Annotated in this window: 12 protein-coding genes; 8 read left to right on the forward strand and 4 right to left on the reverse strand. The window is 43.5% G+C overall.

The window, feature by feature from the left end; translation table 11 throughout:
• The first annotated feature begins 13 nt into the window (after nucleotides 1-13).
• Complete coding sequence (locus tag NYE25_RS22965) at nucleotides 14-715, forward strand: histidine phosphatase family protein (RefSeq protein WP_042184312.1); 702 nt, start codon at nucleotides 14-16, stop codon at nucleotides 713-715.
• A 108-nt stretch (nucleotides 716-823) separates the two neighbouring features.
• Here the strand turns inward: NYE25_RS22965 and infC are convergent, their stop codons facing one another.
• A complete protein-coding gene (gene infC / locus NYE25_RS22970) occupies nucleotides 824-1,342 on the reverse strand; it encodes a translation initiation factor IF-3 (protein WP_042184315.1) in 519 nt (172 codons plus the stop codon).
• Nucleotides 1,343-1,402: 60 nt separating this feature from the next.
• The gene (locus tag NYE25_RS22975) at nucleotides 1,403-2,308 is read right to left on the reverse strand and encodes a LysR family transcriptional regulator (RefSeq protein ID WP_341146911.1); all 906 of its coding nucleotides are present in this window, start codon (nucleotides 2,306-2,308) and stop codon (nucleotides 1,403-1,405) included.
• A 110-nt stretch (nucleotides 2,309-2,418) separates the two neighbouring features.
• Between NYE25_RS22975 and NYE25_RS22980 the strand changes: the two genes are divergently transcribed.
• From NYE25_RS22980 to NYE25_RS22990, 3 genes are all read left to right on the forward strand, one after another.
• Nucleotides 2,419-2,823 (forward strand): tautomerase family protein, encoded by a 405-nt coding sequence (locus NYE25_RS22980; RefSeq protein ID WP_076300080.1) that lies wholly within the window; start codon nucleotides 2,419-2,421, stop codon nucleotides 2,821-2,823.
• A 1-nt stretch (nucleotide 2,824) separates the two neighbouring features.
• Nucleotides 2,825-3,154, forward strand: coding sequence for a carboxymuconolactone decarboxylase family protein (locus NYE25_RS22985; protein ID WP_076300081.1), 330 nt, complete (start codon nucleotides 2,825-2,827; stop codon nucleotides 3,152-3,154).
• An 85-nt stretch (nucleotides 3,155-3,239) separates the two neighbouring features.
• Nucleotides 3,240-4,796, forward strand: coding sequence for a sigma-70 family RNA polymerase sigma factor (locus NYE25_RS22990; RefSeq protein WP_341146912.1), 1,557 nt, complete (start codon nucleotides 3,240-3,242; stop codon nucleotides 4,794-4,796).
• 376 nt (nucleotides 4,797-5,172) lie between these two features.
• Here the strand turns inward: NYE25_RS22990 and NYE25_RS22995 are convergent, their stop codons facing one another.
• The gene (locus tag NYE25_RS22995) at nucleotides 5,173-6,066 is read right to left on the reverse strand and encodes a helix-turn-helix transcriptional regulator (RefSeq protein WP_341146913.1); all 894 of its coding nucleotides are present in this window, start codon (nucleotides 6,064-6,066) and stop codon (nucleotides 5,173-5,175) included.
• Nucleotides 6,067-6,211: 145 nt separating this feature from the next.
• On the opposite strand from NYE25_RS22995, the gene NYE25_RS23000 reads away from it, so the two are divergent.
• The 4 genes from NYE25_RS23000 to NYE25_RS23015 all read left to right on the forward strand — a co-directional run bounded on the left by NYE25_RS23000 (nucleotide 6,212) and on the right by NYE25_RS23015 (nucleotide 10,976).
• Nucleotides 6,212-8,464: a beta-L-arabinofuranosidase domain-containing protein gene (locus tag NYE25_RS23000; RefSeq protein ID WP_341146914.1), complete on the forward strand. Its 2,253-nt coding sequence runs from the start codon at nucleotides 6,212-6,214 to the stop codon at nucleotides 8,462-8,464.
• A gap of 309 nt (nucleotides 8,465-8,773) precedes the next feature.
• Nucleotides 8,774-10,489, forward strand: a complete 1,716-nt coding sequence (locus NYE25_RS23005) for an ABC transporter ATP-binding protein (RefSeq protein ID WP_341146915.1) — start codon at nucleotides 8,774-8,776, stop codon at nucleotides 10,487-10,489.
• A 33-nt stretch (nucleotides 10,490-10,522) separates the two neighbouring features.
• Nucleotides 10,523-10,651, forward strand: coding sequence for a hypothetical protein (locus tag NYE25_RS23010; protein ID WP_341146916.1), 129 nt, complete (start codon nucleotides 10,523-10,525; stop codon nucleotides 10,649-10,651).
• Nucleotides 10,626-10,976, forward strand: coding sequence for an NUDIX hydrolase (locus NYE25_RS23015; RefSeq protein ID WP_341146917.1), 351 nt, complete (start codon nucleotides 10,626-10,628; stop codon nucleotides 10,974-10,976). Before NYE25_RS23010 ends, NYE25_RS23015 begins: the two co-directional genes overlap by 26 nt.
• Before the next feature lie 82 nt (nucleotides 10,977-11,058).
• Here NYE25_RS23015 and NYE25_RS23020 read toward each other — a convergent pair whose 3' ends face one another.
• Nucleotides 11,059-11,634 (reverse strand): TetR/AcrR family transcriptional regulator, encoded by a 576-nt coding sequence (locus NYE25_RS23020; RefSeq protein WP_042184333.1) that lies wholly within the window; start codon nucleotides 11,632-11,634, stop codon nucleotides 11,059-11,061.
• Nucleotides 11,635-11,770: the final 136 nt, after the last annotated feature.

The following is an 11,770-nucleotide window of genomic DNA, read 5'->3' on the forward strand; positions in this document are numbered from 1 at the left end:
GCAGGGCATTATTATGCAAATATTTCTGATTCGTCATGGTGATCCGGACTATTCCATAGATGGTCTAACAGAATTCGGGCATCAGGAAGCAGCAGCACTAGGAAAACGCATGGCATCTATCGGTCTGGATGAACTATATGCTTCACCACTGGGTAGAGCGCAGACAACAGCCAGTTATGTGGCCAAAGAGACGGGACTTGTAATTCAGACAGAACCTTGGACTTGTGAACTGGATTGGACAGAGATTATGTTAGATGGACAATTGTCGTCTATTTGGGATAGCCCCGGAGAACATATTAGCGAACTATCGAGTGGAAAGAGAGTATGGTCTGATGAAACAGATCATTGGTTGAAGCAAGAGGAATACAGATTGCGGTTCAGCGAATTACAAGCGGCGTCAGATCAATTCTTACTTCGACACCATTATAAAAGAGAAGATGGCCTGTATCGGATCCTTGAGCCTTCTACCAAGAAGATTGGAGTAGTATGCCATGGTGGCTTTGGCCTCGCATGGCTAGCTCATTTATTACAGATTCCTTTAGCTTTGGCTTGGTCCGTATTTTGGTTAGCGCCAAGCTCGGTAACGACGATCTTGTTTGAAGAGCGCAGCGAGAACTTTGCGGTTCCTAGATGTATTGGACTAGGAGATGTTTCCCACCTTTATGCTGGCGGCATGAACTATCGCCCGAGGGGATTAATGGGAAATCATGTTTAAAGTGAATGCTTAAGAGTGAGTAAGAACATTGCCTATGAAGTGAAAGGCCATCCCACAGAGGATGGCCTTTTTACTAGCTCTATATGATCGGAACGAATAGGCCACTCTTCAACGTGGATTTAATTTCACCTGTGACCCTTTACCACCTGTCTGGATGCCAGTGTCCTTCGTTCCAACTTCCTTCAAGTCAGTCACTAGTCGCTCCAATACGGCCTTGGAGGCAGCCGCTTCTTTGGCGCCGGATGCCTTCACGACTAATTGCACCGGCTTGCCGGAGCGGAGATGCTTCTCAGCCTGACGGAGCTTCGTATCGTAGTCATGCTCTTCAATATGAGCCGTGAAGCGGAGCTCTTTGACCTTCTCCTTGCTGCCGCCCTTTGCTGCTGAGCCACCACTAGCCTTGCGTGCTGAGGCTGCTTCTTTCTGCGCGGCCGCTTTTGCTTTGCCCTTTGCAGTTAGGCTGCAGGGCGGTGGGCTGCTCATTAGTGAGGTGCATACCAGATCAGCACCTGCTGAACGAGCCATGGCCAGCGCCTCTTCTCTGGACACAATCCCCAGCTTCTCACCTCTAAGTCCAGTAAGTACTACTTCGGATGCTCTAATTTGTTCGTTAATTAATACAGCCACTTGGGTGAATCCTCCCTGAGAACAATGATATAGCTATCATATATGGAACTAGCTTGAGGTTCAAATATGGAGCGTAGGATTAGCGTTACTAATCCTCTCAATTTCCTCTTTTATGATTTGTATGAATAGTTTTTTTGATGATGTTGCTAGATATTCTCGGTTGCGCCGCTGCAATATACCCACTTGAATGAACGGCTCGCTTAGTTCAACATCGATTTTTATTATATCTGTCATTAAAGATGTCGAATCAAGCACTACCCCCACCCCAGGGTTCTTTCTTATAAAATGAGGAATAGCAGAAATTTGACTTATGGTGGATAGAGTGGGCTTTGATTCGAATCTCGAAAATTGCTTAGCTAACCGAAGATAATATAAGCAAGTGTGTCCTCCAGCTATAATTGGATATTCAAGAATTTCTCGAAATGAAATATTGTCTCGTCCGCTTAAAGGATGATTGTGATCTACTATAAAAGCGATTTTCTCGTGATAGAGCGGTTCGAAATAAAAGAAAGACAGGTCGGACGGCTCACCGCAGATGGCGAAATCCAGTTCACTTTGTAGAACAAGTTGTGAGAGCGAATCAGTGTTACCCTGAATGAAGTTACATTCCATTTTGGGTTTTTGCTTATGAAACTTTCCCAAGGCGTTCGGTAGGACGGATTCCATCATGGATTCAATGCCTCCGATATGGAGTGTGCCAATTTCGTCATGCTGTAAAGCCTTGGTGAGTTCTGATACATAGTTCCAATGTTGAATAAGGTTATCGATTTCCGCTGCAAAAACTTGCCCAGCACTTGTCAGTTCTACTTCCCAGCCTCTGTGAAAGAGTTGTATGCCCAGTTCTTTTTCAAGTCGTTGAATTTGGTTGGTAATGGTAGACTGCGCATAATTCAACTTTTCGGCAGCACGTGAGAAAGTGCCTTCTTGAAGGATGGTCTTAAAAGCCATCAGTTCTTTTAGATCCATCGATTGTCACCTCTATCGGTATAATTGATTAAGATTATTATCTTATTCAATTATATAAATAAAAATACTGAGAGTACAATAAAAGAATTCCAAAGAAGGAGTGAATTAAAATGCCATTCATTAGAGTCAGTTATTTGGAGCAACAATACGACATTCATCAGCTAGAAGGAATATGCAGAGCGATTATGAGTGCATTAATTCAGCATTTCCATGTACCGGAGGATGATATGTTTCAGGTTTTTCATGCGCATAAAGCGGGGGAGTTTTTTTATAGTAAAGATTATTTAAATATTGAACGAAGCGACGGACTGATATATATCCAAGTTACGCTAAAATCCGGAAGATCGACGGAGCAGAAAACAAGCTTTTACGCGATGCTAGCCGAGGAATTATCGATGACGCTAAACATCAGAAAAGAAGATATATTCATTGTGCTCGTCGACACGGAATTCGAAGATTGGTCGTTTGGTAACGGTGTTGCTCAAATGCTACAACCTCCGGTTAGGGAGGTGTAATATGGCGCATCGGAAAATCGTCACAAATGTACGGGAATCGTTAGGGGAGTTCGCTCCGGCATTCGTCGACTACTCGGAAAATGTGTTATTTGGGGACTTATGGAGACGGGAGCAATTATCACTTCGGGATCGTAGCATGATTACGATTTCTGCTTTGGTGATGGGGGGCATGACGGAACAACTCCCCTATCATTTGCGCTTGGCTTTAGAGAACGGATTACAACTTGAAGAAATTGTGGAGGCCATTACCCACCTTTCTTTTTATGTAGGCTGGCCGCGAGCCTCTTCAGCTCTAGAGGTTGCAAAGGATGTAATAGGAAAAAATAAATAACGTCTGACTTTTCAATCCCATCCGTAACCTTTGGGAACTTCATTGGCACTTGTATATAATACGGAAGAAGGGAGCGGGGGAGAAAATGCTTCAGTATATCGAAGAGGCTAAACAAGGAGACCGACAAGCTTTTGAACAGATTGTTAGGCATTTTACACCAATGGCCAATGCAGTTGCGTTCGAAAAGCTGCGTGACTATCAATTAGCGGAAGATGCTGTGCAGGAAGCTTTCACAGAAGCCTTTTTGCATTTGAATAAATTACGAGCAGTAGAGGCATTCCCGGGCTGGTTTAAAGCTATTGTGGTGCGGCAATGTTATCGCATCTTGCGAAGAAAGCAGCATCCTGCATTACCCTACGATGAAGCTGTGGAATCGACAGAATCTTCATTTAGTGTGGCGGACATTATTGAGAAAAAAGAAGCGCGACGACTGCTTCACGAGTCTATAGCTGCATTGACATCCAATATGCGGATCGCCGTTCAATTATATTATTTTCAGGGATATTCCCTTCAAGAGATTGCTGACTTTCTGGGGACTTCAGTCCCGGTATTGAAGAAACGACTCTTTGATGCTCGCCGCAAGCTTAAGGGTGCGCTACCTGTAGCGGATGTCCTCTCCGTGTTCAATCATTTGTACGAAGGAGGAAAAGGTGTGCTTCATATTGTAAACGGAGATGTAGTGGGAGATAAGCTGCGTCAGGGAATTGTGCAAGGTGATGTATTAGTATGGAGAGAGGTCTACTCTCATGGGCCGGTCTTTTTAGAGCCTGGGGAACAGAATAACCGCTTAGTAAGAGCGCATTATTTAGAACAAACGATGGGGATTCCGCAGAAGGAATTTATACAGATCAGTAAGGAACAGGAAAAGATCTTAGCTGATTTTCATAAATATGATGAAGTTGTATTATGGTTCGAGCATGATCTATTCGATCAGACGATGCTGTGCTATTTGCTCCATTGGTTCTCGAAGCAGAAGAAGGGATCCACGAAGCTGAGTTTATTGTGCATTGGAGAATATCCCGGCATTGAGCTGTTTCGAGGACTTGGACAACTATCTGTAGAGCAAATGGGGACTTTATCAGGAACTTGGAAGTTAATCGGCGACAAGGAGTTAAAAGTAGGCCAAGAATTCTGGGAAGCCTATGTATCACCGAATCCAGAATCATTACAACAGCTACTAACTAAGGATACGTCCGCATTGCCATTTGCACATGACGCCTTCATAGCGCATTTATCTCGGTTCCCATCGACCTCTAAAGGACTTGGCATCGTAGAACAACTCACGCTGGAGATGATCCATGAGGGAATAAAATCACCATATGATCTGTTCAAAAATGTGGGTGATAAGCTTCATATCTTGGGAATGGGCGACTTGCAATATTGGCATATTCTAAGACAGATGGCACAACGCCCGTACCCTTTGCTGCAAACCCATGGGTTCAATGATTTTCCTGGTTATAACGATCCAGTAATGCCATTCAAAGACTGCGAGCTTGCATTAACCGAGCTAGGCAAAAGTGTATTGGCTGGAAATGAAGACTGGGTTCAGAAAAAAGGAATCGATGAATGGTATGGAGGGGTGCATCTGCAAGGATCGACTCCACGCTGGCGATGGAATTCGTCTTCGCAAACGATTCAATAATTTAAAGATTGTAAGTTAGAGAAGGGGCTGTCTCAAGAGTAGTGAATGCTACTTAGAGGCAGCTTCTTTTTTAAGAGTAATTAGAGAAAAAAACCTGAAAAATACTGATTTTTGCTTTAAATGAATGGAATTAGGTAATTTATCCCTAAAATCGGGGTAATATCTATTCTTTTCAACAAATCGGTCGAGTTTTAGGGAGATATTCCCTAATCACTAGACAAATGAACAGAATATCAGATTTTTTAGGGAGAAATTCCCTGATTATCTATCGGAGGCTCCGCTTCCCCCTTCTTCAACCCATGGCGAGGGGGCTCCGCGGACGGAGTGTTGTTTCAAACTCTTTTCAAAACGTTGAAGCCTGCCGCAGTTTTTTACTTCAATCATTATTCATAAACGTCTTATGATAGGCGTTACGATATTGGGTCGGTGTCATGTTTTCGTATTTTCGGAAGAGGCGCATGAAATATTTATCGTCGGTGAACCCCGTCTCTGTCGCGATTTCCCTCACGCTGAGGGCGGTTCTGGTTAGCAGCTCCTTCGCTTTAGTCACACGTACTGAATGAATATACTCCAAGGGTCCCATCGAGGTATGCTGTTTAAATAGCCGAGCTAAATAATCCTTGTTGTAATTGAATTTCTCCGCGATGATTGCCACCGTAAGCGGTTCGCTTGCATGTATTCTTGTCCACTCGGCTATTTTTACAAAGGTGACATTTTGCTGCGCACGGATTAGCTTACTGGCGAACGGCTGAAGTGCATGCTCAGATAGCTCAATTAAGAGTGAGGTCAACAAATAATTAACACTGGAATAGGTCAAATATCCCGAGTTGGCTACATGGAGGATTTGATTCGCCAGAATATGAATCCGGTCACTGTGCTCGATCTTTATGAACTGTGGTAGATATAGATCATGTACGGACCATAAGCGCTGTGTGCGCGAAAAGATTTCTTCCGCCTCAGGCTTCATTTCCTCCTCACTCAGCAATAAACCCTCGCTTTTCAGCTCGAAATGAAACCAATAAAACTTAACCCCGGGTCGTGATTCTCTATAGCCGACATGCGTGCGATTAGGCATAAGCAAAAGAGCTTCATCAGGGCCTACTTCGAAGCTTTTGGTCTCCTCATTTAAATAAACCGTTTCATTCACGCCTATGATTAGCTCATAATTGCCCATTGCACGTTCTACATGCTTCCATGGCGTTTCTGAGATGAATTCACCTGCCGCAGTAAAATGAACAGGTATATCTGCATTTGTTTTCAAATAGGTCATGCGATCCTCCTAGCAATCAATAAGTCGGATTTGTCCACCGTTTGTATGGCTGATCTACCGACAAATCAACGTTCCGATGTTATCTTATGGATACAAATATACACTTGTCATATCACCCTGACAAGATTGCGAGGGAGCGATTTCATTGAAGACGCAAGTTTTTGATTTGCAGAATGTACGCATTGATTCAGGTCCACTTCTCCATGCGATGGAGTTAAATACGGATTATTTACTCAAGCTTGAGGAAGATCGGCTACTGTCGCGTTTTCGCCAATATGCTGGCTTAGAGCCTAAGGCTGCTCATTATGAAGGCTGGGAATCTCAAGGCATTAGCGGCCATACGCTAGGCCATTATATCTCTGGATGTGCGTTAATGTATGCCTCTACAGGGAATGAAGAGCTGCTCACCCGCGTGAATTATGTAGTAGACGAATTGGAGCATTGTCAGGATGCGCATGGTAATGGCTTCATTTCCGGGATTCCTCGTGGCAAAGAGCTGTTTGAGGAAGTGAAGGTAGGCGACATTCGCTCACAGGGCTTTGACCTCAACGGTGGCTGGGTACCGCTGTACACGATGCATAAGCTGTTTGCGGGTCTTCGTGATGCTTATCGATTGGCCGGAAATCAGAAGGCGCTCGTTATTGAAACGAAGCTTGGAATGTGGCTTGAAGATATTTTTTCAGGGCTGAATAAAGATCAGATCCAAGAGGTGCTGCGTTGTGAATTCGGCGGTATGAATGAAGTCCTCACAGATTTGGCAGAGGATTCTGGCGATGACCGTTTCCTCACCTTAGCCGAAAGCTTTTACCATGGAGAAGTCCTTAATGATCTTGCTGAAGAAAAAGACACATTAGCAGGAAGACATGCCAATACTCAGATTCCGAAGATTATTGGAGCGGCAAGACAGTATGAGGTAACGGGACAGGAGCATTACGCAGGCATCTCTCGCTTCTTCTGGGATCGGGTCGTGAATCATCATTCATACGTGATTGGCGGCAACAGCTATAATGAGCATTTCGGTGAACCGGATAAACTGAACGACCGATTGGGAGAGGGGTCATGTGAGACGTGTAATACCTACAACATGCTGAAGCTGACCAAGCATATGTTCCAGTGGGATGGTTATGCCGCATATGCGGATTACTACGAACGTGCGATGTATAACCATATCCTAGCTTCTCAGGAGCCGGTAGATGGACGTGTATGTTATTTTGTATCCCTCGAAATGGGTGGACATAAGTCGTTCAACTCCCAGTTTGAGAGCTTTACGTGCTGCGTGGGGTCAGGTATGGAAAGCCATTCTATGTATGGCTCGGCGATTTACTTCCATAGTGAAGATGAGCTGTATGTGAATCAGTACGTACCTTCAACAGTGACTTGGAAAGAGCATGGCATTAGTTTGAAGCAAGAGACCAAGTTCCCTGAAGAGGGACAAGGCATCCTGCGTATCAGCACGGAGAAACCAACTAAATTCACATTGAAGCTAAGATACCCCTACTGGGCTGAGCAAGGCATGAGCGTTAAAGTAAATGGTGAAGACATTCAAGTGAATGTGGGCAAATCCAGCTACCTAGCTTTGGATAGAGTATGGCAGGATGGAGACGTTGTCGAATATGATATTCCGATGTCGGTTAGAATCGAGTCCATGCCGGATAATCTGAATCGAGTTGCTTTCCTCTACGGACCGCTTGTACTGGCAGGCGATTTTGGACCCATAGATGCAGAGTTAGGTAGTGATCACGCCCTTGCCTCCGTATTAATCGGAGATCGCGAGACACTTACAGATAACCTCATTCAGTCTAACGTTAGCAAAAATGTGTTCCGGATGAAAGGTTTAGGATATGCAGGAGACCATGAACTTCGTCCATTCTACCCTATGCATGATCATCGTTATTCGGTGTATTGGGATTTGTTCACGCCAGAGGAATGGAAGCTGGTTGAGGTTGAATATCGTGAGGCCGTAGAGAAGAATTTGCTGCTTGAGCAGCTAACCGTCGATTCGGTACAACCTGCTGAAATGCAGCCTGAACGCGATCATAACTTTGAAGGCGAATTTGTAGGCTTAGGCAAAATCCACAATCGCAAGTATCGGGACAGCTGGATCAATGGCTGGTTCTCCTTTACGATGGAAGTTTTGCCAGAGGAGCAAGTGGATCTGGTGGTCACGTATCTGAAGTCGAACGATACTTCGCTGGCATTCGATATTTTGGCGGATGGGGAGCAACTTGGTGTAGGCACTCTTGAGTCTGAGGAGATGAATAAGCTGGAGACGGTTCGCTATGAACTCCCGCAGACCATCACTAGCGGCAAATCAGCGGTTACGATCAAGTTCGCTTCACATGAAGGACATAAGGTGGGCCAAGTGGCAGGTCTACGTATCGTCAAACGTAATTCTTGAAAAATATGGATTAGAGAATTATAATAGGAACAATTCTTTTAATTGGGGTGAAATGGATGTCTTTCCGTATCGTTCGAAGTAACTAGTTATCGGGCTGGGTCAAACGCGTACCAGCTATCAAGGGGGGAGTCTACCCTTTTGATTACATTAACTAGAGCTTTGAACGGTGCCATAGGCAGCTTTTTGTATAGAGCCAGGCACTTAACCTATTTAACTTTGAGAACCGTTTAATTGTGGATGGTTTTAATAGTTGGATGGTGGGGTTGCCTGGCTTTTTTGCATTCAATTAAAAGATAGGGGATTAACGATATGTTGAAAAAGAGTCTAGCTCACCTGAAATGGTGGATATGCGGTTATATTTTATTGGGTTTTACTATTCAACTGCTGAGTAGTTTAGGCATTGTAGTGTTTCAAAAAATATTAGACAAGGTCACGGTGATCAACAGCTTTGGTGAGATATTTAATTTAATCTTGGTGTACGGCGTTTTGCTGGCTGGGGTGGTGATCCTAAATTATGTGGATGAATACCCTAGTGTGTATTTATCGAACAGTATAACGGAGAGGTTAAAGATACTTGCACTATCTAAAATATCCAAAATCGACTATCAAGCCTATCAGGATATGGGCACAGGTCAGATGATTAAAGTGATCGAGAATGGAGCAGCAGCTGGAAACAGCATGATTTTCTCCTTTTTCCTCAAAACATTACATGAGTTATTGCCCACTCTTCTGTTCAGTCTTATCTTTATCAGCTTCTATGATTTAAGGATCATGGTAGTGATTGCTGCAGGCTACGTGGTCGTCTTTTTGATAACGAATCTGCTGTTGAAATTTCTGTATGCGAGGAAGGCGGCCATTCTACAGGAACAAGAAAAGATGTCCAGATTCTCTATCCGTGGATTTATGGAATTAGTCGTCTTCCGAACGAACAAAAGATATGAGAAAGAGATCGATAAATTAAGCCAGACTGCACGCACTATTATTCAAAAAAATGCTCAGTTACAAATGATCCATGAAGCTTTTTTCGCGATATTCGAGTTGTTTGTCACGATTATTAAAGTCGTTGTTTTAATTTACGGTGTGAAAAGCATTGTCGCAGGTGAGACGTCACTTGGTGTTGTGGTCGCTTTGTTTATGTTTATTGATAAGATTTATTCGCCGATTGCTATCTTCAATGTCCTCTTTGTAGATTACAGACTGAATAGAGTGACCTACAAGAGATTTGAAGAGTTTATTCATGCCCCAGAAGATAAGAATCTAGAACGAGGAGAAGTTATCACTGAGATCCACGGTAATATTGAATTTAGGGATGTATCTTTTAACTATGGTAATGTGGGAATTCTGAACAACCTGAGTTTTTCCGTTGGGCGAGGAACGTCGGTTGCTATTGTCGGTTTAAGTGGGGGCGGGAAATCAACTCTGATTAAGTTAATCGTAGGCTTATTAAAAAAGGACAAAGGTGAACTCTTATTGGACGGTAAGGATATCGATGAGATCCATCTGGATAGCTACTATGATCATATCTCTTACTTATCACAAGACACGCCAATTTTTGACGCTACGATTAGGGACAATATTATATTTGATGAGCATTCTTTGTCCGATGAAGAGTTGTATGAGATTTTGGAAAAGGTTCATCTGCAGGAAAAGGTAAGCCAATTACCGGATCGTTTAGATACTTTGGTAGGTGAAAAAGGGGTTAAATTATCAGGCGGGGAGAGACAGCGATTAGCTTTTGCCAGAATCATTGCTCAGAAAAGAAACATTCTAATTCTAGATGAACCTGTTTCTGCACTTGATAATATTACGGAGCAAAGCCTTATGGAGACGATTTTGCAGGAATTTAAGGACAAAACCATCATTATTGTTGCCCACCGACTAAATTTTATAAAAGACGTTGATAAGATACTGGTAGTGGACCAAGGCTCGGTCGTGGGTGAAGGAAAGTTTGATGATTTAATAGAGCATTGCGAAGCTTTTAAAGCGTTATGGAATAGAAAAATATCGTTTACAAATGCTGATTAAATTGTTAACCTCTTCTAAAAAGAGGTGCAGTCTATGGCTTGGCCAACACATATTGTAGCGGCAGGTGGATTCGCAGAAAATGAACAAGGAGATATCCTTTTAGTAAAGACGCATGATGGTGGATGGGTATTTCCTGGTGGATGCATTAATTCGAGAGATTAAAGAGGAAAGTGGAATAGATGTCACGGTATCTCAATTGATTGGTGTGTATTCCAATACAGGCATTCATAAATGGTATGACGGTGTAACCGATGTTCCTACTAAGGTCATGTTTGATTTTATCTGCAAGCCCGTGGGTGGGGAATTATGTACCTCGGAGGAAACCTCTGAAGTGATGTGGGTGGCAAAAGAGAAAGTACTTGATTGGATTACACAACCGGCTATTCGTACCCGCTATCAAGCTTATTTGGATTACGATGGGAATACGAGGTATATGGATTATGTAACTGGAGACACGTTTGAAGTTAATTTGGATCGAACGGTGTAAATATAAGTGATAGGCCATCCTGCAAAGGATGGCTTTTTAAAATATAAGAAAGTATAAGTTTCGCCAAAGGCATTTATGCTCGTTATGCTTTGATGCCCTCAAAGGCAGAGGTGATCAAATATTTCACAAAAGCTTCGTCTAGCTCATCCCCTGTGATCAGAAGCCGATAAAATATCGGTCCATACAGCAGATCAATCGTGATCCCAATATCCAGATCCGCTTTTAATTGGCCCCGGGTCACCCCACGCTCCAACAACTGTCGTGCCTCTTGGCGACGGGGAGCGAAAAACCTCGCACGATAGGCCTCAGCAAGGCCGGCATCAAATTGACCTTCGCCGATCAACTCGGTAATGATCTTTCCTTCTCGGCTGCGAAGAAAATTAGCCAGGTTTGTGGCATGCATCATAATATCGTCCATGACCGAACCGGTGTCCGGCACTGGCAATCTTGCGGATGCTGCAGAGAGGTAGCCGTCCATGACCACAGCTGCTTTGTTAGGCCACCATTTATAAATGGTCGCTTTACTTACCTTGGCCCGTTCCGCGATTTTCTCTACGGTCACCGCACCAAATCCAGTCTCTAGTAGTAAATCATACGATGCTGCCAGAATAGAAGCCTCGGCTTCGCTATTGCGCGGCCGTCCTCTTTTTTTATCCATCAGAGATCCCTCCCGATTAATCTATCCTTTATTTAACTTGCGATCTAAAAAGAAACTATACGTTCATTATACAAAAGGTTATGTGAAGTAGCCAATCGCCTATTTACAAAACTGAACGTTCAGTATATATTTAAAT

This window comes from Paenibacillus sp. FSL E2-8871, from assembly GCF_038000345.1.
Classification (GTDB): Bacteria; Bacillota; Bacilli; order Paenibacillales; family Paenibacillaceae; genus Paenibacillus_AQ.

Excerpts from the sequence above, each read along its gene's own strand:
- NYE25_RS22975 (WP_341146911.1), bottom strand. The coding sequence starts at position 2,308 with ATGGATCTAAAAGAACTGATGGCTTTTAAGACCATCCTTCAAGAAGGC.
- NYE25_RS23020 (WP_042184333.1), bottom strand. The coding sequence starts at position 11,634 with ATGGATAAAAAAAGAGGACGGCCGCGCAATAGCGAAGCCGAGGCTTCT.
- NYE25_RS23010 (WP_341146916.1), top strand. The coding sequence starts at position 10,523 with ATGGCTTGGCCAACACATATTGTAGCGGCAGGTGGATTCGCAGAAAAT.
- NYE25_RS22990 (WP_341146912.1), top strand. The coding sequence starts at position 3,240 with ATGCTTCAGTATATCGAAGAGGCTAAACAAGGAGACCGACAAGCTTTT.
- NYE25_RS22995 (WP_341146913.1), bottom strand. The coding sequence starts at position 6,066 with ATGACCTATTTGAAAACAAATGCAGATATACCTGTTCATTTTACTGCG.
- NYE25_RS22980 (WP_076300080.1), top strand. The coding sequence starts at position 2,419 with ATGCCATTCATTAGAGTCAGTTATTTGGAGCAACAATACGACATTCAT.
- NYE25_RS22965 (WP_042184312.1), top strand. The coding sequence starts at position 14 with ATGCAAATATTTCTGATTCGTCATGGTGATCCGGACTATTCCATAGAT.
- NYE25_RS22985 (WP_076300081.1), top strand. The coding sequence starts at position 2,825 with ATGGCGCATCGGAAAATCGTCACAAATGTACGGGAATCGTTAGGGGAG.
- NYE25_RS23005 (WP_341146915.1), top strand. The coding sequence starts at position 8,774 with ATGTTGAAAAAGAGTCTAGCTCACCTGAAATGGTGGATATGCGGTTAT.